This window comes from Mycobacterium sp. 852014-52144_SCH5372336 (genome assembly GCF_001665615.1).
Lineage (GTDB): Bacteria > Actinomycetota > Actinomycetes > Mycobacteriales > Mycobacteriaceae > Mycobacterium > Mycobacterium neumannii_A.
In genome coordinates this window covers 1-26,394 of the sequence record NZ_LZSW01000027.1, presented here as the reverse complement: position 1 = coordinate 26,394, position 26,394 = coordinate 1, and the positions used below count along the sequence as shown (strand labels likewise).

General features: G+C 67.4%; 28 protein-coding genes and 1 tRNA gene. 17 read left to right on the top strand and 12 right to left on the bottom strand.

Annotation, left to right across the window (positions count from 1 at the left end; all coding sequences use genetic code 11):
- Window positions 1-23: 23 nt before the first annotated feature.
- From A5759_RS05105 to A5759_RS05085, 5 genes are all read left to right on the top strand, one after another.
- The gene (locus A5759_RS05105; protein WP_068194712.1) at window positions 24-1,229 is read left to right on the top strand and encodes an NAD(P)/FAD-dependent oxidoreductase; all 1,206 of its coding nucleotides are present in this window, start codon (window positions 24-26) and stop codon (window positions 1,227-1,229) included.
- Entirely contained in the window at window positions 1,226-2,131 is a 906-nt protein-coding gene (gene sigJ, locus A5759_RS05100; RefSeq protein ID WP_066845973.1) for an RNA polymerase sigma factor SigJ, read from the top strand. Before A5759_RS05105 ends, sigJ begins: the two co-directional genes overlap by 4 nt.
- 129 nt (window positions 2,132-2,260) lie before the next feature.
- Window positions 2,261-3,436: an NAD(P)/FAD-dependent oxidoreductase gene (locus A5759_RS05095; RefSeq protein ID WP_068194864.1), complete on the top strand. Its 1,176-nt coding sequence runs from the start codon at window positions 2,261-2,263 to the stop codon at window positions 3,434-3,436.
- Window positions 3,433-4,335 carry an RNA polymerase sigma-70 factor gene (locus A5759_RS05090; protein WP_068194709.1) on the top strand — a complete coding sequence of 301 codons (903 nt, stop codon included), beginning with the start codon at window positions 3,433-3,435 and terminating at the stop codon, window positions 4,333-4,335. Before A5759_RS05095 ends, A5759_RS05090 begins: the two co-directional genes overlap by 4 nt.
- Window positions 4,336-4,347: 12 nt before the next feature.
- The gene (locus A5759_RS05085; RefSeq protein WP_068194706.1) at window positions 4,348-5,601 is read left to right on the top strand and encodes an aminodeoxychorismate synthase component I; all 1,254 of its coding nucleotides are present in this window, start codon (window positions 4,348-4,350) and stop codon (window positions 5,599-5,601) included.
- Here the strand turns inward: A5759_RS05085 and rsmI are convergent.
- Window positions 5,557-6,393 carry a 16S rRNA (cytidine(1402)-2'-O)-methyltransferase gene (gene rsmI, locus A5759_RS05080; protein WP_068194703.1) on the bottom strand — a complete coding sequence of 279 codons (837 nt, stop codon included), beginning with the start codon at window positions 6,391-6,393 and terminating at the stop codon, window positions 5,557-5,559. The genes A5759_RS05085 and rsmI overlap by 45 nt on opposite strands.
- Window positions 6,394-6,416: 23 nt before the next feature.
- Between rsmI and A5759_RS05075 the strand changes: the two genes are divergently transcribed.
- Both A5759_RS05075 and A5759_RS05070 read left to right on the top strand, forming a co-directional pair.
- The gene (locus tag A5759_RS05075) at window positions 6,417-7,958 is read left to right on the top strand and encodes a dolichyl-phosphate-mannose--protein mannosyltransferase (protein ID WP_068194699.1); all 1,542 of its coding nucleotides are present in this window, start codon (window positions 6,417-6,419) and stop codon (window positions 7,956-7,958) included.
- 156 nt (window positions 7,959-8,114) lie between these two features.
- Complete coding sequence (locus tag A5759_RS05070) at window positions 8,115-8,978, top strand: type IV toxin-antitoxin system AbiEi family antitoxin (RefSeq protein WP_068194696.1); 864 nt, start codon at window positions 8,115-8,117, stop codon at window positions 8,976-8,978.
- 49 nt (window positions 8,979-9,027) lie between these two features.
- Here A5759_RS05070 and arcA read toward each other — a convergent pair whose 3' ends face one another.
- Complete coding sequence (gene arcA / locus A5759_RS05065) at window positions 9,028-10,239, bottom strand: arginine deiminase (protein ID WP_156616818.1); 1,212 nt, start codon at window positions 10,237-10,239, stop codon at window positions 9,028-9,030.
- A gap of 37 nt (window positions 10,240-10,276) precedes the next feature.
- Here arcA and soxR point away from each other — a divergent pair, with 37 nt between their 5' ends.
- Together soxR and A5759_RS05055 are read left to right on the top strand one after the other, a co-directional pair.
- Complete coding sequence (gene soxR / locus A5759_RS05060; protein WP_068194691.1) at window positions 10,277-10,711, top strand: redox-sensitive transcriptional activator SoxR; 435 nt, start codon at window positions 10,277-10,279, stop codon at window positions 10,709-10,711.
- A 33-nt stretch (window positions 10,712-10,744) separates the two neighbouring features.
- Window positions 10,745-11,341, top strand: a complete 597-nt coding sequence (locus tag A5759_RS05055) for an alpha-ketoglutarate-dependent dioxygenase AlkB (RefSeq protein ID WP_068194688.1) — start codon at window positions 10,745-10,747, stop codon at window positions 11,339-11,341.
- Here A5759_RS05055 and A5759_RS05050 read toward each other — a convergent pair.
- The gene (locus A5759_RS05050) at window positions 11,338-12,000 is read right to left on the bottom strand and encodes a DUF5642 family protein (protein WP_068194685.1); all 663 of its coding nucleotides are present in this window, start codon (window positions 11,998-12,000) and stop codon (window positions 11,338-11,340) included. The genes A5759_RS05055 and A5759_RS05050 overlap by 4 nt on opposite strands.
- Before the next feature lie 29 nt (window positions 12,001-12,029).
- A complete protein-coding gene (locus tag A5759_RS05045) occupies window positions 12,030-12,722 on the bottom strand; it encodes a DUF5642 family protein (protein WP_197505959.1) in 693 nt (230 codons plus the stop codon).
- A gap of 24 nt (window positions 12,723-12,746) precedes the next feature.
- On the opposite strand from A5759_RS05045, the gene A5759_RS05040 reads away from it, so the two are divergent.
- Window positions 12,747-13,058, top strand: coding sequence for a hypothetical protein (locus A5759_RS05040; RefSeq protein ID WP_068194682.1), 312 nt, complete (start codon window positions 12,747-12,749; stop codon window positions 13,056-13,058).
- 5 nt (window positions 13,059-13,063) lie between these two features.
- Here the strand turns inward: A5759_RS05040 and A5759_RS05035 are convergent, their stop codons facing one another.
- Complete coding sequence (locus tag A5759_RS05035) at window positions 13,064-14,830, bottom strand: PE-PPE domain-containing protein (protein ID WP_231984551.1); 1,767 nt, start codon at window positions 14,828-14,830, stop codon at window positions 13,064-13,066.
- Between the two features lie 188 nt (window positions 14,831-15,018).
- On the opposite strand from A5759_RS05035, the gene A5759_RS05030 reads away from it, so the two are divergent.
- The gene (locus tag A5759_RS05030; RefSeq protein ID WP_068194671.1) at window positions 15,019-15,723 is read left to right on the top strand and encodes an LpqN/LpqT family lipoprotein; all 705 of its coding nucleotides are present in this window, start codon (window positions 15,019-15,021) and stop codon (window positions 15,721-15,723) included.
- Window position 15,724: 1 nt separating this feature from the next.
- On the opposite strand, the gene A5759_RS05025 is transcribed toward A5759_RS05030, so the two are convergent.
- Both A5759_RS05025 and A5759_RS05020 read right to left on the bottom strand, forming a co-directional pair.
- Window positions 15,725-16,546: a shikimate 5-dehydrogenase gene (locus tag A5759_RS05025; RefSeq protein WP_197505958.1), complete on the bottom strand. Its 822-nt coding sequence runs from the start codon at window positions 16,544-16,546 to the stop codon at window positions 15,725-15,727.
- Window positions 16,546-17,544 carry a GNAT family N-acetyltransferase gene (locus tag A5759_RS05020; RefSeq protein WP_068194666.1) on the bottom strand — a complete coding sequence of 333 codons (999 nt, stop codon included), beginning with the start codon at window positions 17,542-17,544 and terminating at the stop codon, window positions 16,546-16,548. Before A5759_RS05020 ends, A5759_RS05025 begins: the two co-directional genes overlap by 1 nt.
- Window positions 17,545-17,899: 355 nt before the next feature.
- Between A5759_RS05020 and A5759_RS05015 the strand changes: the two genes are divergently transcribed.
- Window positions 17,900-18,520 (top strand): superoxide dismutase, encoded by a 621-nt coding sequence (locus A5759_RS05015; protein ID WP_068194662.1) that lies wholly within the window; start codon window positions 17,900-17,902, stop codon window positions 18,518-18,520.
- Between the two features lie 54 nt (window positions 18,521-18,574).
- Window positions 18,575-19,375 carry an SDR family oxidoreductase gene (locus tag A5759_RS05010; RefSeq protein WP_068194659.1) on the top strand — a complete coding sequence of 267 codons (801 nt, stop codon included), beginning with the start codon at window positions 18,575-18,577 and terminating at the stop codon, window positions 19,373-19,375.
- A gap of 253 nt (window positions 19,376-19,628) precedes the next feature.
- On the opposite strand, the gene A5759_RS05005 is transcribed toward A5759_RS05010, so the two are convergent.
- From A5759_RS05005 to A5759_RS04985, 5 genes are all read right to left on the bottom strand, one after another.
- Window positions 19,629-19,701: transfer RNA gene (locus A5759_RS05005), tRNA-Ala, on the bottom strand.
- Between the two features lie 72 nt (window positions 19,702-19,773).
- The gene (gene glpR / locus A5759_RS05000) at window positions 19,774-20,784 is read right to left on the bottom strand and encodes a gephyrin-like molybdotransferase receptor GlpR (RefSeq protein ID WP_068194657.1); all 1,011 of its coding nucleotides are present in this window, start codon (window positions 20,782-20,784) and stop codon (window positions 19,774-19,776) included.
- 221 nt (window positions 20,785-21,005) lie between these two features.
- A complete protein-coding gene (locus A5759_RS04995; protein ID WP_068194655.1) occupies window positions 21,006-21,659 on the bottom strand; it encodes a GNAT family N-acetyltransferase in 654 nt (217 codons plus the stop codon).
- A 17-nt stretch (window positions 21,660-21,676) separates the two neighbouring features.
- Window positions 21,677-22,942 (bottom strand): gephyrin-like molybdotransferase Glp, encoded by a 1,266-nt coding sequence (gene glp, locus A5759_RS04990; protein WP_068194653.1) that lies wholly within the window; start codon window positions 22,940-22,942, stop codon window positions 21,677-21,679.
- 28 nt (window positions 22,943-22,970) lie between these two features.
- A complete protein-coding gene (locus tag A5759_RS04985; protein ID WP_068194650.1) occupies window positions 22,971-23,882 on the bottom strand; it encodes a UTP--glucose-1-phosphate uridylyltransferase in 912 nt (303 codons plus the stop codon).
- 76 nt (window positions 23,883-23,958) lie between these two features.
- Here A5759_RS04985 and A5759_RS04980 point away from each other — a divergent pair, with 76 nt between their 5' ends.
- The 4 genes from A5759_RS04980 (at window position 23,959) to mscL (ending at window position 26,277) form a co-directional block, all read left to right on the top strand.
- Entirely contained in the window at window positions 23,959-24,573 is a 615-nt protein-coding gene (locus A5759_RS04980; RefSeq protein WP_068194646.1) for a 5-formyltetrahydrofolate cyclo-ligase, read from the top strand.
- 59 nt (window positions 24,574-24,632) lie between these two features.
- Window positions 24,633-24,986 (top strand): FmdB family zinc ribbon protein, encoded by a 354-nt coding sequence (locus tag A5759_RS25545; protein WP_082961986.1) that lies wholly within the window; start codon window positions 24,633-24,635, stop codon window positions 24,984-24,986.
- 69 nt (window positions 24,987-25,055) lie between these two features.
- The gene (locus tag A5759_RS04970; protein WP_068194641.1) at window positions 25,056-25,706 is read left to right on the top strand and encodes an SAF domain-containing protein; all 651 of its coding nucleotides are present in this window, start codon (window positions 25,056-25,058) and stop codon (window positions 25,704-25,706) included.
- Window positions 25,707-25,818: 112 nt separating this feature from the next.
- Complete coding sequence (mscL, locus tag A5759_RS04965; protein WP_068194636.1) at window positions 25,819-26,277, top strand: large-conductance mechanosensitive channel protein MscL; 459 nt, start codon at window positions 25,819-25,821, stop codon at window positions 26,275-26,277.
- Window positions 26,278-26,394: the final 117 nt, after the last annotated feature.

Here is a 26,394-nt window from a genome sequence, read left to right as displayed (position 1 = left end):
GCGCCGGCCGGTGTCTAGAGGGCATGACTGATTTCATCGCACGCACAGACTCCACCGCCCACACCCGCGTCGTCGTCCTCGGCGGCGGCTACTCCGGAATCCTGGCGGCCAACCACCTGCGGACGCGCGACGACGTCGACGTCACAGTGGTCAACCCCAGGCCGAAGTTCGTCGAACGGATTCGGCTCCACCAGCTGGTAGCCGCCGGTTACGACGCCGGAGTCGACTACGGCACGCTGCTCGGCGAAGGCATCCGGCTCGTCGTCGACACCGCGACGCGCATCGACACCGCCGCACGCACCGTGCGCCTGGCGTCCGGGCGCGAACTCGACTACGACTACGTCATCTACGCCGTCGGCAGCACCGGCACGGTGCCGGAAACCATCCCCGGTGCGGCCGAGTTCGCCTACCCGATAGCGGAATTCGAGCAGGCACAGCGACTGCGCACCGCACTGGAGCGGTTGCATCCCGCCGCCCCCGTCACCGTCGTGGGCGCAGGCCTGACGGGCATCGAGACCGCCTCGGAACTCGCCGAACAGGGCCGCAACGTGACGCTGGTCTGCGGCGGGCGCCTGGGACCGTCGCTGTCCGAACCTGGCCGACGCTCCACCGCCAAGGCGCTTGCCAAGCTCGGCGTGACGGTCATGGAGGCCGACGTGGTCACCGAGGTACGCGCCGGCGCGGTGGTTTTCGCCGACGGAGCGGTGCGTCCGAGTGCGATCACCGTCTGGACCGCCGGGTTCGGTGTTCCTGAACTCGCGGCGGCGAGCGGACTGCGTACCGACGCAATTGGTCGCCTCATCACCGACGAGACACTGACGAGCGTGGACGACGAGCGTATCGTCGCGGCCGGTGACTGTGCGGCTCCGTCAGATCAGCCGCTGCGGATGTGCTGTGCCACGGCAACGCAACTCGCTCCGCAGGCGGCGAACACCGTGCTGAGCCGCATCGCGGGCACGACGCCCGCCGCATTCGAGTACGCGTACGCCGGATCCTGCATCAGCCTGGGGCGCCGCACCGCGACGCTGCAATTCACCCGCAAGGACGACACCACGGTGGACATCTATTTCGCGGGTCGGGCCGTCGCCAAGTTCAAAGAGGCGGTCTGCAAGGGCACCCTGTGGGCGATGCGCCGCTCGGCCCGCAAGCCGGCTTGGACGTTCTGGCTCAAGGGCGGCCCCCGTCCCCAACAGCCGGTTCCCGTTGCGAAGGTGGTCACGAAGAGGTGACCACCACACCGGGAGACCATGCCGAGCGGTTCACCGTCCTTCGGCCGCTGCTGTTCACGATCGCCTACGAGATCCTGGGCAGCGCAACCGAATCCGACGATGTGCTGCAGGACAGCTATCTCCGCTGGGCCGACGTCGATCTGAGCACCGTGCGCGACACGAAGTCGTATCTGGCGCAGTTGGTGACCCGCGAGGCACTCAACGCGCTGCGCGCCAGGTCACGTCGCCGCGAGGAGTACATCGGTCCGTGGCTACCGGAGCCGCTGCTACTCGAGTCACGCGATGCGTCCTCTGATGTCGTGCTGGCCGAATCGGTGTCGATGGCGATGCTGGTGCTGCTCGAGACGCTGACCCCCGACGAGCGCGCGGTGTTCGTGCTGCGTGAGGTGTTCGGCTTCGAGTACGACGAGATCGCGGGCGCGGTGGGCAGATCCGCGTCGACCGTGCGCCAGATGGCGCACCGCGCCCGCGAACACGTTCACGCGCGGCGCAACCGCTTCGGCCCGGTGGACGAACAGCGAACCGAGCAGATCACCGAACAGTTCCTGGCCGCGGCGGCCACCGGCGACATCGACGGCCTGATGTCGCTGTTGTCGCCCGGCGTCACCTGGACCGCGGACCACGGCGGCAAGGCCACCGCGATCCGCAGGCCGGTCGTCGGCGCCCGCCGGGTGGCCGCGCTGATGGCGCGGCTGTTCGAGGTGGCCAGGGAGACGCCGGAGATCCGGTTCGAGACGGCCGTCTACAACAGTGCGCCCGCCGTCGTCGTCTACACCGGCGACCACCTCGAGGGGTTGTTCGTGTTCGAGGTGATCGAGGACAAGATCACGAACCTGTACGCGATGCGCAACCCGGACAAGCTGGCGGGCATCACGACCCCCCGCAGCATCAGCCGGCAGTGACCTGTGCCACATTCGCCTTCGAGATGTCACACTGCGGAGATGCCCGGTGTCTTGAGGTCAGACCGGCTCTGAGCCGAACCGCCATCCCGGCGGGCGCGGCAGGCCGGATGACCCGAGGAGATCGACATGATGACCGAGCCCAGCACCCACGTCGTTGTGATCGGCGGCGGTTACGCCGGTGTGATGGCCGCCAATCGGCTCGCCCCGCACGCCCGCGTGACGCTGGTGAACCCGCGTGCCGAGTTCGTCGAACGGATCCGCCTGCACCAGTTGGTCGCCGGCAACGACGACGCCGTCGCCGACTACTCGGCCGTGCTGTCGCCCGCCGTGCGGATCGTCGTCGACGGAGCAGACCGGATCGACGCGGCCGCCCGCACCGTCACGCTGAGCTCCGGTGCGTCGTTGCCCTACGACTATCTGGTGTACGCCGTCGGCAGCACGGGCACCATTCCGGCGGCGGTGCCGGGGGCCGACGAATTCGCCTACCCCCTCAGTGAATTGGAGCAGGCGCAACGGCTGACCGCGCGGATGGCCGATGTTCCGCAGTCGGCGCCGGTCGTCGTGGTCGGCGGCGGGTTGACCGGAATCGAGACCGCGGCAGAGCTGGCCGAGGCGGGTCGCCCCGTCACGTTGGTGACCGATGTCCTCGGGCCTTCGCTGGCGGCCAGCGGGCGCCGATCGGTGGCCAAGCGGTTGGCCAAGTTGGGCGTGGTCATCGTCGAGGGCAGCGCCGTCGCGGAAGTCGCGGCCGACCGGGTCGTGGTGGCCGACGGCCGCGAGGTGCCGAGCGCGGTGACGGTGTGGACCGCCGGATTCGGCGTGCCGGGTCTGGCCGCCGCCAGCGGCCTGGCCACCGACGAGCTCGGACGGCTCCTCACCGACGAGACGCTGACCAGTGTCGACGACGTGCGCATCGTGGGTGCCGGAGATGCGGCCTCACCGTCGGACGTGCCGTGGCGCATGAGCTGCCAGGCCGCCCTTCCGCTCGGCGCGCAAGCCGCGAACACGGTGCTGGCGCGGCTCGCCGGACAGGACCCCGCCTCGGTGAACCACGCGATGGCCGGGCAGTGCATCAGCCTGGGCCGCAAGGCAGGTACGTTCCAGTTCGCCGACGTCGACGACACCCCACGTCGCTGGTACATCGGCGGTCGCACCGGTGCCCTGGTCAAAGAGCAGGTGTGCCGCTTGACGCTGAAGTGGATCCGCGGCGAGGCCGATAAGCCGGGCTCCTACACCTGGAAGACGAACCCGCGCCGCGGGCACGTGGTGGTGTCGGCACGGAGTGAAAGGCCCGCGATCCGATGAGCGACACGGGTGACGAACACGCCGAACGGTTCACGGTGCTGCGTCCGCTGCTGTTCACGATCGCCTACGAGATCACCGGCAGCGCAACCGAAGCCGACGACGTCCTGCAGGAGAGCTACCTGCGCTGGGCCGAGGTGGACCTCGCCAAGGTGCACGACACCAAGGCCTACCTCGCCCAGCTCGTCACCCGCCAGTCACTCAACGCGCTGCGGGCACAGTCGCGAAGGCGCGAGGAGTACGTCGGCCCGTGGCTGCCCGAACCGCTGCTGCTCGACGCACACGACCCGTCATCGGATGTCGTTCTCGCCGAGTCGGTGTCGATGGCGATGCTGGTCGTATTGGAGACCCTGAGCCCGGACGAGCGCGCGGTGTTCGTGTTGCGCGAGGTGTTCGGTTTCGGACACGACGAGATCGCCGAGGCGGTGGGCAAGTCGGCGGCCGCCGTGCGGCAGATGGCGCACCGCGCGCGCGAACACGTGCAGTCGCGGCGGAAGCGGTTCGAGCCCGTCGATCCCGAGGTGTCGATGGAGATCACGGAGCGGTTCTTCGCGGCCGCGTCCTCCGGTGACGTCGATGCGCTGCTCGAGATGCTGACCGATGACGTCCAGTGGACCGCCGACTCGGCGGGCAAGGTCAGCGCGGCGCGGCGACCGGTGGTCGGTGCCGACAAGGTCGCCAGGGTGCTCATCGGGCTGGTGCGGGTGGCGGGCGAGGCCGGCCGGGTGGAACCGGCGATGTACAACCACGCGCCCGCGCTCAAGCTCTACCTGGGCGACCACTTCGAGGGGCTCATCAACCTCGAGATCACCGAGGGCCGGATCTCGCACTTCTACGTGATGCGCAACCCGGACAAGTTGACCGGGGTGGAGATCCCGCGGGAAGTCACGCGGAGCATCTGACAAGCTGAGTCGGTGCGCATCGACCTGCTCGGCGACCTCGGCAGCGCCCCAGCGGTTCTGCGCGCCGTCGGATACGCCGCCGCCGATCGCGGGCTGGCGCCGCCTGCCGCCGTGATCGGCGAGTGGTTCGATTCGGGCGCGGTCATCGCGCCGACGGTCGATGTCGCGCCGGTCGACGCGTCTCGTGCCTTCGACGTTCCCTGCGGGTCGGGTGATGGCGAGGCGGTCGGGGGCGGCTGGTTCGGTTTTCTGTCGTATCCGGATGCGGCGGCCGACGGTCTCGGTCCGCGGATTCCCGAGGCTGCGGGCGGCTGGTCGGACTGCGTGCTGCGCCAGGACGGTGACGGGCGTTGGTGGTTCGAAAGCCTCTCCGACGCAACGCTTCCCGGATGGGTGGCTGACGCGCTGCGGGTGCCGGTCGAGCCACGGCCGTCGCTCGTCGAGTGGGGTGAAGCCGATCGCGGGGCGCACCGCCGGGGGATGCTGGACTGCCTCGATGCGATCGCCGCCGGGGAGGTCTACCAGGCGTGCGTGTGCACGCAGTTCCGCGGCCGACTCGAGGGCTCACCACTCGACTTCTTCGCCGACGCCGTGCACCGCACGTCGCCCGCGCGTGCTGCGTACCTCGCGGGGAGCTGGGGGGCGGTGGCGTCGTTGTCGCCGGAACTGTTCCTGCGCAGGCGCGGTGAGCACATCGCGTCGAGCCCGATCAAGGGCACACTGCCGCGTTCGGCCGATCCGGACGCGCTGCGCGGCTCGGTCAAGGATGTCGCCGAGAACATCATGATCGTCGACCTCGTGCGCAACGACCTGGGCCGCGTCGCCGATGTCGGCACCGTCAACGTGCCCGAACTGTTGGTCGTGCAGCCGGCCCCCGGCGTGTGGCATCTGGTGTCGACAGTGTCCGCGCGCGTGCCGGTCGACGTGCCGATGTCGACGGTGCTCGACGCGACGTTCCCACCGGCGTCGGTGACGGGGACACCGAAGACGCGGGCACGCCAACTGCTCGAGCAGTGGGAGCCGGTCAGGCGGGGAATCTATTGCGGCACAGTCGGACTGACGTCTCCTGTGGCGGGGTGCGAACTCAACGTGGCGATCCGGACGGTGGAGTTCGACGCGTCGGGGAATGCGGTGCTCGGTGTCGGCGGCGGTATCACCGCGGACTCGGATCCGGACTGCGAGTGGGAGGAGTGCCTGCACAAGGCGGCACCGATTATCGCCTCACGTGCGCGACCGCAGCACCGCGTCGTAGAGCTCACGCCGTGACGGCGAGCCCGGATTCGCCGCGACCACGTCGGCGCAGGCGTCCTTGACCCGCGCGCCGTCGTCGACCAGCTTGTGGACCGCGGCCACCAGGGTCTCGAGGTCCGCTTTCGGGACGGCGCCGGCCAGCACGACGGTGATCTCGCCGAGCACCCCGTCGGCCGCCCAATCGGCGAGTTCCTCTAGCCGCCCCCGGACGATCTCCTCGTGCGTTTTGGTCAGCTCCCGGCACACCACGGCGCGGCGGTCCGGCCCGAGCACCTCGACCGCGTCGGCGAGCGTGCCGGCCAACCGGCGGGGCGACTCGAAGAACACACAGGTGCGCTGCTCGGTCGCCAACGTCGTCAGCCACGTCTTGCGGGCGGTCTGCTTGCGGGGCGCAAACCCCTCGAAGCAGAACCTCTCGGCCGGTAGCCCGGAGACCGCCAGCGCCGTGGTCACCGCCGACGGGCCCGGCAGGCAGGTGACCGGGAGCCCTGCCTCGATGCACGCCGTCACCAGGCGATAGCCGGGGTCGCTGATCAGCGGCATCCCGGCGTCGCTGACCATCAGCACCGACGCGCCCGCCCGAATCCCGTCGAGCAGGCCCGCGATCCGCGACGCCTCGTTCTGGTCGTAGAGGCTGACCACCTTCGCGGTCAGCCTCACCTCCAGCGACTGGGCCAGCGTGCGGACCCGGCGGGTGTCCTCGGCGGCGATGACGTCGGCGCTGCCCAGCGCGCCGACCAACCGCGCCGAGGCGTCGGAGGGCTGACCCAGGGGCGTGGCGCCGATGAGCAGTCGTCCGGGGCTCATGCCGACAGCCTACGATCGCTCTCGTGACCGCCCCCGCCACCAAAGAGCCGCGCGCGGTCCCGGTCATCAGCCCCGCGCCGCAGGTGCCCGCCGCCGACTTCGGCCCGGTCGACCGGCTGCAGGGCTGGGTGATGACCGCCGTGATCGGCGCGCTGGCCGCGGTGACGCGGTTCCTCAATCTCGGATCGCCGACCGACGCCGGTACCCCCGTCTTCGACGAGAAGCACTACGCGCCGCAGGCCTGGCAGATGCTGCACAACCACGGCGTCGAGGACAACCCGGGCTACGGCCTGGTGGTGCACCCGCCGCTCGGCAAGCAGTTGATCGCGATCGGCGAGGCGCTGTTCGGCTACAACGGGCTGGGCTGGAGGTTCTCCGGCGCCGTGTGCGGCGTGATCGTCGTGGTCCTGGTCGCGCGGATCACGCGACGCATCAGCCGTTCGACGCTGGTGGGTGGCATCGCGGGGCTGCTGGTGATCGCCGACGGGGTCAGCTTCGTCGCCTCGCGGACCGCTCTGCTCGACGGGTTCCTGGTGACGTTCGTGGTGGCCGCGTTCGGTTGCCTGATCGTCGACCGGGACCAGGTGCGTGAGCGCATGCATATCGCGCTGTTGGAGGGCCGCATCGGCGAGACGGTGTGGGGGCCGCGGCTCGGGGTCCGGTGGTGGCGGTTCGGGGCGGGGGTGCTGCTCGGATTGGCCTGCGCCACAAAGTGGTCGGGCGTCTACTTCATCGCGTTCTTCGGCATCATGACGATGGTCTTCGACATCCTCGCGCGCCGTCAGTACCGCGTCCCGCGACCGTGGCTGGGTGCATTCCGTCGCGATCTGGGGCCGTCGCTGTACGCGCTGGTGCTCATCCCGTTCGGGGTGTACCTCGCGTCGTACACGCCGTGGTTCGCCTCGGAGACGGCCATCAACCGCCATGAAGTCGGGCAGTCGATCGGCCCGGACAGCGTGTTGCCGATCCCCGATGCGTTGCGCTCGCTGTGGCACTACACGCATGCCGCGTACCGGTTTCACTCCGGCTTGACCAACGCCGACGGAAACCATCACCCGTGGGAATCGAAGCCGTGGACGTGGCCGATGTCGTTGCGCCCGGTGCTCTATGCGATCGACAACCAGGACGTGCCCGGGTGCGGGGCGCAGTCGTGCGTGAAGGCCGTGATGCTGGTCGGCACGCCCGCGATGTGGTTCCTGGCGGTGCCGGTGCTGGGCTGGGCGGTGTGGCGGGCATTCGTCAAGCGCGACTGGCGTTATGGCGTCGCGCTGGTGGGCTACAGCGCGGGCTTCCTGCCCTGGTTCGCCGGCATCGACCGCCAGATGTACTTCTTCTACGCGGCGACGATGGCGCCGTTCCTGGTGATGATGATCGCGTTGATTCTCGGCGACATCTTGCACAAGCCGAACCAGAACGCTGAACGCCGAACGCTCGGGCTGATCGCGGTGAGTTGTTATGTCGCACTGGTGCTGACGAACTTCGCGTGGATGTACCCGATCCTGACCGGCATCCCGATATCGCAGAACACCTGGAACATGCAGATCTGGCTGCCGTCCTGGCGTTGAGAGTTTGGCGCGGAAGCCACGCTGGTCGGCTCTCGGACACTAATTGTTTTCGCGAAACACACACGAGGGTCGCAGTCGACGAGTTATCCACAGCCCTGGTGTAGATATCGCGAATCGTGGGTCGATTTGTCAGTGCGCGCACCCAGCATCCGACGCATGGAACGAGCATTTCTCGGCAACGAACTACGTGAGGGCGGCCTCACCCGCAGCCAACTACGCTGGCGCTACAGGTCTGTTCACCCCCGCGTATACGTGCCACGGGCCGCCTTGCCATCGCTCCAGCTCAAGGCGCACGCGGCTTGGCTCTGGAGCAATCGGCGGGGCATCGTCGCCGGGCGAGCGGCGGCTTCACTTCATGGAGCCCAATGGGTCTCACCCGAAACGGTAATCGAATTGATTGGCCCGCGCGAACGACTCAGATCAGGTGTGGTCGTTCGGAATGAACGGATCGATTGGGATGAGATCTGCACGATCGGTGAACTCGCAGTCACCACGCCGGCTCGCACAGCGCTGGATCTCGCTCGACACCTGAACCGCGACTTAGCCGTAAGGCACCTCGACGCATTAGCGGCGGCGACCGGCGTGAAGGTGGACGACGTAGCGCCGCTCGTCGAGCGGTATCGCGGTTGGCGGGGAATGAAGCGCGCTCGCATCGCACTGGACCTGATGGACGGCGGTGCTCAGTCGCCGAAGGAGACGTGGCTGCGCCTCCTCGTCCTGGACGCAGGGTATCCACGGCCTCGCACACAGATCCGGGTTTGCGACGGTGCCGCCGAGGCTTTCCTCGACATGGGTTGGGACGAGCCGATGATCGCGTTGGACTATGACGGTGAGCAGCATCAGACCGACCGACCTCGATTCGTTCATGACATCGGACGCAACGCGATGGTCGAGAAGCAGGGTTGGCTCGACATCCATGTGGTCAAGGAGCACAGCCGCGGCTTCACGCTGCACCGGCTACGGGAAGCCGCTGAGCGTCGCGGATGGTCTCCGCTCGCGAGGCGTACACCAGGGTCGTGAGAGCCGACAAGCTGACGGCCCTGGTGTACGTCTCGCGAAACAGCAGATGCTAGAGCGGGTCGCGACCCGCCGGGCACGACATACACCGCGGGCCGCCGCGGCCGGTGCCCAGTTCGGACGCCTGGATCGGCAGCACCTCGATACCGGCATCCGCCAACCGCGCATTGGTTTCGACGTTGCGCTCGTAGGCGACCACCACACCCGGCGCGAGTGCGAGCGTGTTGTTGCCGTCGTCCCACTGCTCACGCTCGGCCGTCACCGGGTCCAACCCCGTGGCGATGACGCGTAACCGTTCGATACCCATCGCCGCCGCGGCGGCGTCGACGAACGGCACCTCGTCGTCGATGCACACTCCACCGTTCCCATCACGATGAATTGTGAACGCCGACAACGAATCCACAACCGGCGGGTACATCACCACCGCGTCGATGTCGACCATCGTGCACACCGTGTCGAGATGCATCTGCGCTCGCGACTGCGCGATCGGCACCGCCAGCACGGTGTGGGCGAGGTCGTCGTCGAAGAGGCTGCGCGCCAACGCTTCCGCACCCGCGGGTGTGGTCCGCTCCCCCACCCCCACCGCCACCACACCAGGCGCGAGCAGCAGCACGTCTCCTCCCTCGACCGGCGCCGACCGCGATTCGTAGGCCCGCCGAACCCCGAGGAATCGCGGGTGGTGCGCGTAAATCACGTCGGTCAGCGAAGTCTCGCGCACACGCGCCGGCAGCGCCAGCGACGTGATCGCCACCCTCGGGCCGATCCAGAACGACGAGTCGCGAGTGAACAACAGATTCGGCAGCGGATCGATGACGAAGTCACCCCCGTGATGCATCCGCCGAACCAGCGACAGCTCCGCACCCGAGAGCGGCAACTCGTTGAACGTCATACCCGCCATCAGCACATGGGCCAGCGGTGCCGGCTCCAGCACGCGGAGGTACGCCGAAAGTTCCTGCGCCAGCGGCAGACCCAGCCGTCGTGGATCGACCGCCGCAGCGATTCCGTGCATCCGTGCCGCGCCACTGTGCGACAACGCCTCGGTCAGCAGATCGGCCAGCAGCATCACCTCGACGCCCCGCTCGACCAACAACGCGGCGAACGCGTCGTGTTCGGCCTGAGCCCTGGCCACCCACGGCAGCCCGTCGAACAACAGCGCATCGTTGTTGCGCGGCGTCAACCGCTGCAACTCGGCGCCGGGCCGGTGCAGGATGGCCGCAGTCAGCCGACCCACCTCGGAGTCGCAGCCCAACGTCACATCTAGCACCGTAACCCGCAACCCCACCTCAACTATGGTTGATGTTATGGAGTTGATTCACGAGCTGACTCCCGGCGAGATGTCCGCCCGCAGCGGTGTCGCGGTCTCGGCGCTGCACTTCTACGAGCGCGAAGGCCTCATCCACAGCAGACGCACCTCGGGAAACCAGCGTCGCTATGCCCGCGAGACGTTGCGCCGTGTCGCGTTCATCCGGATGTCACAGCGGCTCGGAATCCCCTTGTCCCGCATACGGGAAGCACTGGCCAGCCTGCCCGACGACAGGGTGCCCACGAGCAAGGACTGGGCCAGGCTGTCGGCGGGCTGGCGCCAAGACCTCGACGACCGCATCCTGCACCTGCAACGCCTGCGCGACAACCTGACCGGCTGCATCGGTTGCGGCTGCCTGAGCCTGAAGACATGCGCGCTGACGAACCCCGGAGATGTCCTCGCCGACCAAGGACCCGGTGCGGTGCGGCTCTGATGCATCGAACGCTTGTGCGATAGAATCGCGGCCATGGAGCTGGCGCTGCAGAGCTCGCTGTTCGAGCACGCCGAACGCCGCCATCTCGGCAACGGGGCCTGGATCGACTTTCGATCCGGGTGGTTGGAGGATGCCGACTCGTTGTTCACCGAGCTGTCCGAGGTCGTCCCGTGGCGTGCGGAGCGCCGGCCGATGTACGACCGCGTCGTCGACGTCCCGCGCCTGGTCAGCTTCCACAACCTGGTCGATGACCCGCCGCCGCATCCACGCCTCAAACAACTCCGGCGTCGCCTCAACGACGCCTACGCGGGTGAACTCGGCGAGCCGTTCACCACCGCGGGGCTGTGCCTGTACCGCGACGGCAACGACAGCGTGGCTTGGCACGGTGACACCGTCGGTCGCAGCAGCACCGAAGACACCATGGTCGCGATCATCGGCTTGGGTGCGACCAGAACGTTCGCGCTTCGACCACGCGGCGGGGGCAAGTCGCTAAGGCTGCAACATGCGCACGGCGACCTGCTCGTGATGGGCGGGTCGTGCCAGCGCACGTGGGAGCACGCGATCCCCAAGACGACGCGCCCCGTGGGCGTCCGGATCAGCATCCAGTTCCGTCCGCACGATGTGCGCTAGGCCCTGACGGCGTTCACCGCCGCGACCAACAGGTCGCGGGCGCGCTGCGTGTCGACCTTCGCGACGGGTTTGTCGGGCAGCACCAACGGGTTCGCGGTGACGATCACCAGGAACGGACCGAAGCTGGCGAGGTAGTTGTAGAGCTCGCCGGTGCGCGGTTTACCGTCCACCGTCGTCTGCACCACGCGGTGAGTTCCCAGCGTCTGTGCTCCCTCGATCTGCGGCGCCTCGACGACCTCGACCAGCCCGCGCATCGCGCCGCCCGCGAACCCGACCTTGCGGCAGTTCTCGGCAGGCGCGTTGACCGACGCGGTTTCGGACGTCTCGACGGCGATCGTGATGAACCGGTTGCCATCGCCCTCGGCCGTCGTCGCCGCCATATTGCCCTTGGCGCCCGCCGGGACCATCTGCTGGTTGGCGAACGACGCACAGTCGGATGGCTCGAACTTCACGCCCTCGGGCAGTTCCTGGCGTGCGAGCAACCGCGGGTCGATCCCGGTCGGCCCGACGTCGGTGACCTTGAAGCCGGGTCCGAAGCTGGTCCGCACATCCTTGACGCGCCCTATGTCGGCGTGCGACAAATCGTCGCTCGGCTGGCCGTTCCCACACGCGGTGAGCGCAGCGGCGCACGCCACCGCGACCATGGTCCTCTTCGACATCGCCGCACAATGTACCGGGCAACCACGGCTCAGCCCCGTAACGCGGACACCGTTTCGGTCAACAGGTGGGCGGCGAAATCCGGACCGAGTTGAGGATTGGGCAAGCCGGGGTCGGTGACGACGGCGACGAAGGCGACATGGTCACCCAGGTAAGCCGTGACGGTCTCGGCGCGCGACAGGGTTTCAGTGCCGCCTTCCACGACGGTTCTGCTCGACGTCGCCATCGCGATGGTCGAGGCCCCATCGATGGCCGGGGCGGGTTCAAGCGTGACGGTCCCCGTCGTGCGTCCGCCCGCAATGGTCCAGCGCGCGCACTCGTCGGCCACCGACGGGTCGAGCTCTCCCGGCGCGGCGGCGACGACGGCGTAGACGATGCCGCCGGGCCCCGACGCGGACCAGCCGTCGGTGCGGGTTGCGCCCGCGGCGGGGTCGGCCAGCGCGGCACATCGCTCGGGGTCGGTGGTCCACTGCGCACCGTATCCCCACGCGGTGATCGGGCCGACGGGGCCGACGAGGTCGGTCACCTCGTATCCGGCCGGCAGCGCACTGCGCGTGCGATCGATTCTCGCCGGGTTGACTTGTGCGGGTTCCTCGGACGAGGAATGGTCGGCAGGAGACGAGCCGGGATCGGTCCCGCACGCGCCCACGCAGATCATCAGCACCGCGGCGGCCGCGATGATGCAACGATCGGCGGCCCTTAGGCGATCAACAAGTGGGGACATCGACCCTCATGATTGGAGGCTGTCATGGGTGCTCTTCGGAGTGTGGCAGCAACAGCGGCAGCGGCGGGCGCCATTCTGGTCACCGCGGGTGTTGCCGCCGCACAACCGGTGCAACCGGGTGACGCGCCGCGCACGATCGCCGAGTTGGAGGACCAGGGCTACGACGTCGTTATCGACCGGGTCGGCAGTGGTCCGATCAACGAGTGCATTGTCACCAGCGTGCGCAACCCACAGGAAGTCACCCAGACGTTCGCGGTCGGCAAGGGTGAAGACCGCGAGTTCATCACGGTCGTGGTGAGCAGATCGATCACCGTCTCGCTCAACTGCTCCCGCTGATCCCGTCAGGCAGCGGCGTCCTGTCCGCCGGGTTCGCCGCCCGTCTCACCGCCGGCAGGCGTTTTGTTCTCGGGCTCTGAAACCGTCTCGGTGCTGCTTGTCCGGTTGCGATCCGGCCGACTCGTGGGCGAGGGGCCCAGCCGAACCGGTGAATCGAAGCTGATCGGCCCGCGCAGCTTCGGCAACTTGGGCAGCTTCGGCAGCTTGGGCAGCGCGGGCTTGAGGCCGACCCTCGGCGCCTTGTCGGTGAGGACACCGTTTCCGGTGTTCTCGGAGCCGGTACCGCCGACGGCCTCCTCAACGACCGCGTCCTGGCGGAGGTTTGTCGTCACGCCTTCGCCACCGGGCGGTGCCGGGTTCTCGACGGCCTGAATCGTGGTGTCTCCCATCGGAGGAGCCTGGCCGAGTTGGTCACCCGAGGGCCCGGGGTCACCGACAACGGGCGCTACGTCGTCGGCGACGACAGTCTGCTCGGTCTGGTCGGCGTCTGCCGCGTGCGCCCACGACATCGTCCTCGCGGTGTTGTCTTCGACCGTCGTCGCGGTGCTGTCTTCTGCTGGGTGCGTGGGCAATTCGGGTCCGCCGACACCGAAGGGGCTGGTGGTCTCCTCGGTGCCCAGCGGGCGGTCCCCGGAGACCTCCTCGATCGCGTCGTCGAGGCCCGTCGGGATGGATTTCGCCAGATTGATCGCCGTGGCGATCGGGTTCCGGAACGGCAGCAGGCCCACCTTCGTCGCGACACCCGGGTTCACGTCGCGTGCATAGGCGCCCTCGATCAGCACCCGAAGCGGTGCATCCAGTGCCGTCAGGATCGGAGACGGCACAAATGCTTCGAACGGCATCAGGATCGGCAGCCGTTCGGCCGGATATAGGTAGTAGTCGGTGTCGCCGTAAGAGCCTTGATAAACAGCGTCTCCGAAGTTCTCGTTCTGCAGATCGCCATGCAGGTAGTAATAACTGGCCAGTGAGTTGGCGATAGCCAACACGTTGGTGAGGCTGGCGGGTGCGTCGCCTCCGAGAAGGTCGTACTGGGCCGCGGCGTCGACCGTCGGCATGCAGGGGCCCTGATCGCAGCTGTCCGTAGGTGTTGCGCCGTAGAAGGTGATGCCGATGATCGGGATCGTGAGACCTTCCGGGCCGCGCGCAAGGATGCCGCCGTTGGGGCGCATCGGATTGGCCAGCAAGAAGAACGAGGTCTCGCCGGCGTCCCTCGGGTTCGCGATGAGGTCCCGCTTCACCAACGAAGCCACGACGGCGCTCTGCGAATAGCCGAAGATGACGTAGTCCTCGTCTGCCGAGGGAGCCGTCACCGGTTGATCAGGATCGTCGATGTCGTAGCTCGCGTCCCCGTTGTAGACGCAGTTCGAGTTTCCGCGGACACAGCCGTTGAGACTGCTCACGCCTTCGCCCACCGAATTATCGAAGGTCTTGCTCCCGAACACCGGGAAGAACGCCGCCGGGTAGACGACCGCATAGACATTGCCGTCGACGTCGTCGATCGGCGGGACGTCGGGACTCGTCGTGGCAGTACCCGAGGCCGGGTTGATGAATCCCAGAACAGCGTTGCTCAAGTACTGGCTGATGTAGGCGGGGTCATCCGGGGGCGAGGTCAACGGGTGTTCAGTACCGCCCATGATCAAAGCGCTCGCCGCCAGTTGAACCGCGGTTGCGGTCGTCCACGCCACCGCCACGGCGATCGCTGCGAACACCGCCAGAACCATCGCCCCTAGCGAACGCAATGTCGTCTTCAGTCGAGCATTCCGACCCCGCATCGCGTCTCCCTCTCACCCCATCGCCGCTGTCACGCAGAAGTGTCTCCCAGCTAACCACGTAGGAGCGTCGTAGCAAAATATTGTTCCGAACAGTAACACCTGTGTAACCGCTGTTACGCGCGTTTTCCACTGCAAACGCCGAACGGCGGCCGTAGGCTACGGCGCAGACCAGACCGATGGAGGAGCAAATGGGTACGTCTATGAGGGCCGGCATCATCGCGGTCGCGGCCGTGGCACTCGGCCTTGGCCTCGCCGGCTGCAGCTCGGACACCGAGGGCGAGGCGACGTCCGATACGACGACCTCAGAGGAAACGACCACATCGGAAACCAGTGCCTCGCCCGCACCCCCCACGTCGCCTCAAGCCCAGGGCGCGAATTACACAATCGTCGACTACATCCGCGAGAACGACATCACGGAGACCCCGGTCCAGCGCGGCGACCCCGCTTCGCCGACCATCGATCTGCCGATTCCGCCCGGCTGGAGTGACGCCGGACCACGCAAGCCCCAATGGGCCTATGCCGCAATAGTTTCCGACGATCCAGCCATGGCCGAAGACCCCCCGACCATCATCGCGCTCGTGTCGAAGCTGACCGGCAACGTCGACCCGGCGAAGATTCTTGAATTCGCTCCCAATGAGATCAAGAACCTACCCGGATACGATGGCGCACAGGAAGGTTCGCCCTCCACGCTCTCCGATTTCGATGCGGTGCAGATCGGCGGCACGTACACCAAAGACGGTGTCCTGCGCGCGATCGCCCAGAAGACCGTCGTGATCCCCGGCCAAGACGGGCTGTATGTCCTGCAACTCAACGCCGACGGCCGCGAGGATCAGATGATGGCCCTGATGGACGCGACGTCCGTCATCGACGAACAGACCAAGATCACGCCCTGACTCAGGCGCGCGACACCGCCGACGCGGCCATCACCTGATCGGGCGTCGGCCGAACCCCGGTATAACGCTCGAACTGCTCGGCGGCCTGCAGCGCGATCACCTCAGCGCCGGTGATGATCACGCCGATGCCCGCCGCGCGCGCGGCCTTGATGAGCGGTGTCTCCGACGGCATAGCGACCACATCGAAGACGGTGTGCGCGTTGGCGATGGCCTCTTCGCCGAACGCCGTTTCGTTGGCCTCACGCCCACCGGCCATCCCTACGGGGGTGACGTTGACGAGTACGTCCGCAAGGCGCGCGCCGACCTCGGCGAGGTAGTCGTAGCCGAGCCGGTCGGCCAAGGAACGACCGGTCTCAGGATTCCTGGCCACGATGGTGCCGTGGTCGAATCCGGCGTCGCGGAACGCGGTCCCGACCGCACTGGCCATCCCCCCGCTGCCGTACACGAGCACGGACTGTGACGGTGGCAAACTGTGTTCGGCGATAAGCCCCCGCACCGCAAGGTAATCGGTGTTCGACGCGGTGAGCCGACCGTCGTCGTTGACGATTGTGTTGACGGCGTCAATGCAGCGAGCCGACTGCTCGATGTCGTCGACCAGCTCCAGCACATCCTGCTTGAACGGCATCGACACCGAACAACCGCGGATGCCCAACGCCCGCACTCCCCCGATCGCAGCGGCGATATCCGTTGTGGTGAAAGCCTTGTAGATGAAGTCCAGGCCGAGCAGGTCGTAGAGGTAGTTGTGGAACCGGGTGCCGATGTTGCTCGGCCGACCCGCCAACGAGATGCACAGCCTGGTGTCCTTGGACAGCGGAACGCGCATCAGCCGACCGCCCGCACGACCTGAGTGGCCATATCGCGGATCTGCCTGGTCAGTTCCGTCGAGAACGGCGGATTGGCCGGGCGCGGCACGTCGATGGTCGTGGTGACCACCCCGAGGTCATCTCGCTGCCAGTGTGCGCCGTGGCGGGTGAGGATGGTGCGCATGGGGTAGTTCTCGGCGAGCACGCGCGCGGTGAAACGTTGTACGCCAAGGCCTTTCGCAGCGATCGCGAGCGCCCCCATGAGAAACGATCCGATACCTTTGTTCTGGTATGCATCGGCGACGAGGAACGCGACCTCGGCGACGGCCGGATCCGCTTCGTCGCGAACGAGCCGCGCGTCTGCGACCACCGGTCCGTCGGGACCGTCGGTCATCACCCACACGAAGTGGTGTTCGTAGTCGACCTCGAACAGGTAGCGCATCAGCGACCTGCTCGGCACGAGCATCGATTGGAAACGCCGGTACAGCGTCTCGCTGGAGAATTCGACCGGACCCTTGGACGTCCGTTCGTTGTCCCCCGGCAGCACCGGCCGCAAGAACAACTCCGTCCCGTCGCGCATCCGGACCGAAACGGGGCTGACGTATGCGGCGAGGCGCTGTCGGGCGGTGCTCAGCAGCCGGTCGAGCATGCCCGGGATCTCGAGCAGGATCGCGAACGCCTCGCGCGCCCCGACCCAACCGCGCACAGGTTCGGTGGCGATCACCGTCGCGGTGCGGGTGGTGTCCCGAAGCAATGCGATCTCGCCGACGATCATGCCCGGCGTCAGCCGCGCGACGGTGTCGTGCCCGTCGTCTCCGACGTGCGTGACCTCGGCAGCGCCTGAGCCGATCAACAAGAAGGACAACGCGAGTTCGCCCTGGTGCATGAGGACCTGGCCGGAGGCGGCATTCAGAGGCGTCAGCTGGGCCGCGAGCGGCACGAGATCCTCGGACCGATAGCCACGAAAGATTTCCAGCGCAGTGAGTTCGTCGGCGCGAACGCCGGTCAGGCCGGCCACCTCACGAGGCTACGGGCTGCTCCTCGCCACGAGCAAGGAACCGCGCGAGTCACCCGTCAGCGGCATCGGTCGCGCGGCAATCACCGAATCGATCGACCAGCAAATCGTCGGGGTTGGCGCGGGTCGGCCGCGGCGCTCCGCCACCCGTCGGAAGACAAGTCGCTACATGATGTGCTGCATCGATGTACTCGGCGGCCGCCCGCAACCGCCAAGTTAGCACAACATCTGAACATCTAGACAGATATCGGGCCTCCCGCATAGGCTGCGCGGAGCCCTTCTGCGCGACGCCGAGGCCATCTGTGGAATCTCGGCCAGCGCGGGTACACAGCGTCGACCCCCTCCAGAAAGGAAGTTCATGGCTGAGTACACCCTGCCTGATCTTGACTACGACTACGGCGCACTGGAACCGCACATCTCGGGTCAGATCAACGAAATTCATCACAGCAAGCACCACGCCACCTACGTGAAGGGCGTCAACGACGCAATCGCCAAACTCGAAGAGGCCCGTGCCAATGGCGACCACGCGGCGATCTTCCTGAACGAGAAGAACCTCGCGTTCCACCTCGGCGGACACGTCAACCACACCATCTGGTGGAAGAACCTCTCACCGAACGGTGGTGACAAGCCGACCGGCGAGCTGGCTGCCGCAATCGACGACCAGTTCGGGTCGTTCGACAAGTTCCAGGCGCAGTTCGCCGCCGCCGCCAACGGCTTGCAGGGCTCCGGGTGGGGTGTGCTCGGCTACGACACCCTGGGTCAAGGGTTGCTCACCTTCCAGCTGTACGACCAGCAGGCCAACGTGCCGCTGGGCATCATCCCCCTGCTGCAGGTCGACATGTGGGAGCACGCGTACTACTTGCAGTACAAGAACGTGAAAGCCGACTACGTCAAGGCGTTCTGGAACGTAGTGAACTGGGAGGACGTCCAGAACCGGTTCGCCGCGGCCACCAGCAAGGCATCCGGGCTCATCTTCTAGTCTCTAGCGGGGCGGCCTCGCGCGCCGCCATGGCGATGATGGAGGCGCTTGTCGATGAGTGACGGTCAGTTCAGCACGCATACAGAACTTTTCGACCTCACCGGCAAGCGCGCCGTCGTCACCGGTGGCACGAGCGGCATCGGCGTGATGATGAGCCGCGGTCTGCTGCAGGCCGGTGCCAGCGTGGTGATCAGCTCGCGAAAAGCCGACGCCTGCGAACGCGCGCAGGAAGAATTGTCCCGGTTCGGCCAGGTGCGCGCGATACCTGCGGACCTTTCACGACACGACGAGTGCCTGCGGCTTGCCGACGAGGTGACCGGTGGCGGCGAGCCGGTGCACATCCTCGTCAACAACGCGGGTGCGACGTGGGGCGAGCCACTGGAAAGCTTCCCCGACTCCGCGTGGGACAAGATCCTCAACGTCAACGTCAAGTCGCCGTTCTGGCTCGTTCAGGCGTTCCTGCCCGCGCTTCGTGCCGCAGGCACCGCGAACGATCCGGCCCGGATCATCAACCTCGGCAGCGTCGACGGCATCCGGGTGCCCGAACTGCCGACGTATTCCTACAGCGCCAGTAAGGCGGCCGTCCATCAGCTCACGCGTGTACTCGCCCGCGAACTGGGGCCGCAGCACATCACGGTCAACGCCGTTGCGCCAGGCGCGTTCCCGTCGAAGATGATGGCCGCGACCTTGGATGCGTTCGGCGATGAGATCGCGGCGTCGGCGCCGCTGCGTCGGATCGGACGCGACGACGACATGGCCGGGATCGCGGTCTACCTGGCCAGTCGCGCCGGAGCGTTCCTGACCGGGGCGATCATCCCCGTCGACGGCGGACTGGCCACGACTGCGAGCAAGTGACTCGAGGGCGACGGGCAGCGAGGCAGAGCTGTCTGCTCAACAAAGAGGTTGACCCCGCTGACCGCCTCGCGGGTGGCACCGGTGCAACCCTCACCGATCGCCACCCACTGCCGCGAACTGTGCCCCACTTGGCAAGTCGGTAAACCGAGCCATAAAACGAAGGGTGGGTCGTCACGCCGGCCGCGAGATTCCGGTGACTTCCAGTGCGATCATCGGGCGGCGGAAGCATCGACTCTGACCTGATCAAACTCTGTGGAGCTAAGGGGAATCGAACCCCTGACCTACTCGATGCGAACGAGTCGCGCTACCAACTGCGCCATAGCCCCTGATACCGGTAGCAGGCTACCAGTCGCCGGACGGCCGCCGAAAATCGACGGCCCCGATGTTCTGTGGTGGGCTTACTGCCCCGCAGCACGCGGCAGGTCGAAGTGCCGCGCAAATGGCGCGTAGTCCAGATGCTCGAAGATCGGATCCTCGTCGTCGATCTCCAGCACCACCGAACCCGGCCGCCGCAAGCGCGCAGGCACCACGTCGAACTCGCGGTCATCGGTGTTCTCGACGCCCAGTCGCGAGCGAGCGATGCGCTGCGCACGTCTGCGACGCAGCCGCTCCTCGATCCGGGTCTGCCTCCGCAGGTAGCCCAGGTACAGGACGGTGAACCCGCTGACAGCGCCGCAGAGCCACCACAACGTCGCGCTCAGCGTGAACGCCGCGGCCGCCGTCGCCACCAACAGCACGCCGAGCGCTGTCAACATCCGCTTGCGGAACCGGTACTTGCGCTCGCTGACCGCGGCTGCCGTCTTGGACTCATGCCTGCGCCGGCGCGCCTCGGACAGCGAATCGGCCATCCGCAGGTCCGCTTCCGACGGTGCCTCCAAGCCGGATGAGTCGTCAACGGTCTCGTACTCGTCGTCGGCGTCGACGTCCTCGGGCTCGGCTTCCTGCTCTTCGACCGCCTCCTCGTCGACCGCCTCATCCGCCGGCTCGTCGAATTGCAGTGTCAGCTCTTCTTTTTCGGCTTCCGGACGGTCGGACACTCCGATGGGCAGAGCACCGGAGTCTTCGCCGATGACATCGACGTCGAGGTAGTCGGGTTCGGCCTTCTCCTCGACGGTGACCGCGGCGGCGCGCACGACCGCGCGGCTGCTGACGGGTTCGGGTTCGGGTTCGATCTCCTCGTCGAGGTCTTCTTCGGAGGGGCGCCAGTCCGGATCGCTGGCATGGCCGGCCGCCGGACCACGTCGTTTCAGAAGCCGCGCATTGCGGCCGCTGTTGAGCACGCGTGTGGACAGCGCGACATCACTGGTCCGGCGCACGGTGTCGCGCTTGCTGATCAGCATCGGCACGAGCACGAAGAGCCAGAGAACGACGAGAGATATCCACAGAAGAGATTGGGGGATGCTTGGCATGTCGCCTGCTCCTTTCCCCTAAAGGCTAGGTCTGTGACCTGCGCATCCGTGGGCGGCGCGCCGAAGCAATTACACACCTGTAATTCACACAAGACAAGCACCAACAGTCACAAATGTCACATTGGTAACAGCGGAGGGCGTTCGGCTTTCGCGAGACGTACACCAGGGCGGTGTTTCGCCGTGGTTCGCGACCCCGGTGTACGTCTCGCGAAATCACACGCCTATGCCCACTCGGCGCGCCCCTGTCGCACCAGTGTCGCGGCCGCCGAACCGGTGATCTCTTCGATCGTGATGGCCACCAGGAGGTGGTCGCGCCAGGCGCCGTCGACATCGAGGTACCGGCGCAGCAGCCCTTCCTCCCGAAAGCCGACCTTCGTCAAAACCGCTCGGCTAGCTGCGTTTTCCGGGCGCACCGTCGCCTCGACCCGGTGCAGTCCGACCGGACCGAAACAATGGTCCACTCCCAACGCCAAGGCCGCTGTCGCGACCCCGCCGCCGTTCACCGCCTTGGCCACCCAATACCCGATCCAGGCCGATCGCAGTGCCCCGTACGTGACGTTGCCGATCGTGAGCTGCCCGCAGAACTGGTCATCCAATTCGATCACGAAGGGCACCATCCGGCCCTTGCGCGCCTCGGACCGCAGCCCAGAACACACCGAGGGCCACGACGTGATCGCGTGTCGCGTCTCCCAGTCCACACCCGCGGCCGGTTCCCACGGTTCCAGGTGCGCGCGGTCGGCCAGCCTGATGCGGCTCCACTGCGCGCCGTCGCGCAGCCGGACCGGGCGCAACCGCACCACGCCGGCCGCCACACGCAGCGGACCCGCAGACATCGGCCAACCCGGATGTACCGAACTCGACCGCCACAGGTTCACGTCGACACCCGCGCGGATCAGCCGCGTTGTGCCAGGAAAGCGACGTCGACGATCTCGCCGGTACGGACCGATTCGGCTTCGGTGGGCACGATGACGAGACAGTTCGCCTCGGCCAGTGTGGCCAGCAAGTGCGACGCGCCAGGCGCACCGCCGAGCGCCTGGACGAGGTACTCGCCGGTGTCCTGATCCCGCATGAGTTGACCGCGCAGATATCCCGTCCGGCCCGCGACCGACTCGATCGGTGACAACGCGCGGGCCTGCACGATGCGGCGGTGCGCATGCCGCTTGCCCAGCGACAACCGGATCAGTGGACGCACCATGACCTCGAACACCACCAGCGCGCTGACCGGGTTGGCGGGCAACAGGAACACCGGGACGCCGTCGCGGCCCAGTTGGCCGAACCCCTGCACCGAGCCCGGGTGCATGGCGATGCGGGTCACCTCCATCTCCCCGAGTTCGGCGAGCACTGAACGGACTCCCTCGGCGGCCGCCCCGCCGACCGCCCCGGCGATGACGACCACCTCGGCGCGGTTGAGCTGACCCTCGACGACTTCGCGCAGCCGCTTGGGGTCGGTGTCGACGATGCCGACCCTGTTCACCTCGGCGCCCGCATCACGCCCCGCGGCGGCCAGCGCGTAGGAGTTCACGTCATACACCTGACCGTTGCCCGGTGTGCGGGAGATGTCGACGAGTTCACCGCCCACGCACATGACGGACAACCGCGGCCGCGGATGCACCAAGACCCGCTCCCTGCCGACCGCGGCCAGCAGGCCGACCTGCGCGGCGCCGATGATGGTGCCCGACCGCACCGCGACGTCGCCCGGTTGGACATCGTCGCCCGTTCGCCGAACGTAGGCGCCCGAGCGCACACCGCGCAGCACCTTCACCCGCGCATCGCCGCCGTCGGTCCAGCGCAGCGGGAGCACCGCGTCGGCCAGCGTCGGCATCGGGGCGCCGGTTTGGACCCGCGCGGCCTGACGCGGCTGCAGTCGGCTCGGGGTCCGGGCGCCGGCCTCGATCAGTCCCATCACCGGCAGGCTCACTTCGCCGTCGGACGGCTCTTCCCCGTCTGGCGCGTCGCCGGCCTCGCCGACGCCGAGCACGTCGACGCTGCGGACCGCGTACCCGTCGATCGCGGCCTGATCGAATCCGGGCAGCGGACGCTCGGTGACCACTTCCTCGGCGCACATCAACCCCTGCGCCTCGGCTATCGCCACCCGTACCGGCCGCGGCGCCACCGCCGCGGCCGCAACGCGTGCCTGCTGTTCTTCGACCGAACGCACTGCACCCCTATCTATGCGTCGGGGCTCATCAGCAGTCGATCAGCCCCAATCGCTCCACCAACCACCGCCGGAGTTCCGGCCCGTAGTCATCGCGCTTCAACGCAAAGTCAACCGCAGCCTTGAGGTAGCCTCCGGGATTTCCGAGGTCGTGTCGAGAGCCGCGGTGCACGACGACGTGCACCGGATGTCCCTCGTTGATGAGCAACGCCACGGCGTCGGTCAGCTGGATCTCACCTCCCGCGCCGCGCGGAACCCGCCGCAGCGCGTCGAAGATGGCCCGGTCCAGGACGTATCGACCGGCCGCGGCGTACGGCGACGGGGCATCCTCGGCCTTCGGCTTCTCGTACATCCCCTTCACACGCAACACGTTCGGGTTGTTCGTGTCGGCGACGCGTTCGACGTCGAAGACGCCGTAAGCGCTGATCTCCTCGCGCGGCACTTCGATCGCACACAGCACCGACCCCCCGCGTTTGGCGCGCACCTTCGACATGGTCTCCAGCACGCCGGTCGGCAGCACGAGGTCGTCGGGCAGCAGCACCGCGATCGCGTCCTCGTCGGGGCTCAGCTTCGGTTCCACGCAGCTGACCGCGTGGCCGAGGCCGAGCGGCTCGGCCTGCACCACGGACTCGACCTTGATGAGGGCCGGTGCGCGACGCACCTTCTCCAGCATCGACTTCTTGCCGCGTGCCTCCAAGGTGCCTTCGAGCACGAGGTCGTCGACGAAATGCGCGACGACCCCGTCCTTGCCCTCGGACGTGATGATGATCAGTCGTTCGGCGCCCGCCTCGGCCGCTTCGGCGGCGACGAGTTCGATGCCCGGTGTGTCGACGACCGGGAGCAGTTCCTTGGGGACCGTCTTGGTGGCCGGCAGGAACCGAGTGCCCAGGCCAGCCGCAGGAACCACCGCCGTGTGGGGGATCGAGACCAGAGGCCGTGTCATCGTTCACACACTAACGTCCATGGGCAGGTTGAACGTTGCGAGGTCGGGCGTGTTGAGACCGATTGGGGAAGATGATGTGAGCGCGACCAAAGCGGAGCTACGGGCCTCGATTCTGGTGGCCCGCCGGGCCCTGCCCGCGCACGAGCACGACACCGAGGCATACGCGTTGACCGAGCATGTGTCGGCACTCGTCTCGACCGGAACGACTGTCTGCGCCTACGTTCCGGTCGGCTCCGAGCCCGGCTCCCTCGAGATGATCGACGCCCTTCACCGGCGCGGCGTGCGGGTGCTGCTGCCGGTCGCCAGGTACGACGTCGCGGGTAATCCGCAGCCGTTGCAGTGGGGCGAGTACGTGCCCGGCGAATTGGCGGAGGGGCGGTTCGGCCTTCGGGAACCCGAAGGGCCGCGGCTCGAACCCGAGACCATCGCGCTTGCCGCGACATTGCTGATTCCCGCGCTCGCGGTCGATCGCGGTGGTGTGCGGCTGGGCCGCGGTGCCGGCTTCTACGACCGGTCGCTGCGGTTGGCATCGCGGTCGGCGCGGCTCGTGGCGGTCGTGCGCGACGACGAACTCGTCGACCGACTGCCCGCCGAACCGCACGACGTGTCGATGACCCACGCGCTGACACCGCGGCGCGGGTTGGTGGCCCTCGACCGGGCGACCGGGCCGGGAATGACGCACGCCACGTAGCGGTTCTAGCACTTGAGCCGGTAGAGTGCTAACAGATTTGACCACCAGGGAGGGGTCCCGTGCCTACGTATTCCTATGCGTGCACCGAGTGCGGCGACAAGTTCGACGCTGTCCAGGCGTTCAGCGACGCCTCGCTGACCACGTGCAAAAAGTGCAACGGCCGGCTGCGCAAGCTGTTCGGGAACGTGGGCGTGGTGTTCAAGGGCAGCGGCTTCTATCGCACCGACAGCCGTGAATCCGCCAAGAGCTCGTCGAACGGCTCCAGCAACGGGTCGAGCTCCTCGGAGTCGAGTTCCTCGTCGGAGAAGAAGTCGTCGTCGGAGAAGAAGTCGTCGGACTCTGCGGGTTCGAGCACCTCTAGCAGTTCCTCGAGCTCGTCCGGCTCTCCGGCAGCGGCCGCCGCATCGAGCTGAGGCTCGAAGTTATCCACAGGACGGCGAGTACCTCGCCCACCCTCCCGCTGCGCTGCCTAACTTGGCCGCATGGGGGACTCACTCAATCCGTCGCCGCTGCATCGGATCACCGAGATCGTGCGGCCCGATTGGACGCGCACGGTGCTGGCCCGCCGCATCGCCGCGGGCGCTCTTGTGGTACTCGCCGCCGCCGCCGCGGTGCGCCCCGATCCCGATGACCAGCACGTCGACGCCGTCGTCGCCACGCGGGACCTGAGCCCGGGAAGCGAACTGACCGCCGACGACGTTCGGCGCGAAAAGCTCGACGCCGCAACAGTTCCCGATGGTGTTCAGACTGATGCCGCCGCGGTCGTGGGCGCCACGCTGGCCGGCCCCGTCCGCCGCGGCGAGGCACTCACCGACGTCCGCCTGCTGTCGCCCCGGCTCGCCGAAGCGGCGGCGGGCCCGACCGCGCGCATCGTGCCGCTGTCGCTTGACGAGACCGCGGTGCTCGATCTGATCCGCCCGGGCGATGTGGTCGACGTGCTGGCCGCCGGTGGCGATTCCGACACCCGGCCGCGGGTGGTGGCCAGCGATGCGATCGTCGTGTTGGTGTCCGAAAAGCCCACGGGGACCGGCGCGGGGACTGATCGCGTGGTTCTGGTGGCGCTGCCCGCCCACGCCGCCAACGAGTTGGCCGCCGCGACGCTGGTGGAGACGGTGACGCTCACGCTGCACTGAGGGCGGGCGGTGGCACACCACTCCACGCCGGGTATTCCTGCCCTGTCCGGTGGCAACGCGGCTAACGTGCGTAGCTGTCGACCACATACCAGGCAGGGAGGATCTGAGACACATGTTGAAGGGCTTCAAAGATTTCCTCGCCAGAGGCAACATCGTCGACCTCTCGGTCGCGGTGGTCATCGGTACGGCGTTCACCGGACTGGTCACCAGGTTCACCGACAGCATCATCGAGCCGCTAATCAGCCGCATCGGCGCGGGCGGTGAATCCGACTACGGCATTCTGCGCATCAGCATCGGCGGGGGCCAGACAATCGACCTGAATGTTCTGCTGTCCGCCGCGATCAACTTCATCCTGGTTGCGGCCGTCGTGTACTTCCTCGTCGTGCTGCCGTACAACCGGCTGCGCAAGAAGGGCGAAGTCGAGCAGGCCCAGGACACCGAGCTGACCCTGCTCACCGAGATCCGCAACATCCTCGCCGAGACCAACGGATCCCCGGGCGCACACAGCGCAGCCCCCGGCACCGGTCCCGACCCCGACACCGCGAAAACCACGAGCGCCGACAAAACCTGATCGCAACGGAACAGCCCCCGGAGTGTTCCGGGGGCTGTTCGTTGCTCGGGAGAGCGTCTGTCAGTTCATGTTCCACGGCTCGCCGTAGGTGGTGACGCTGTCACCGGCCGACGAGAT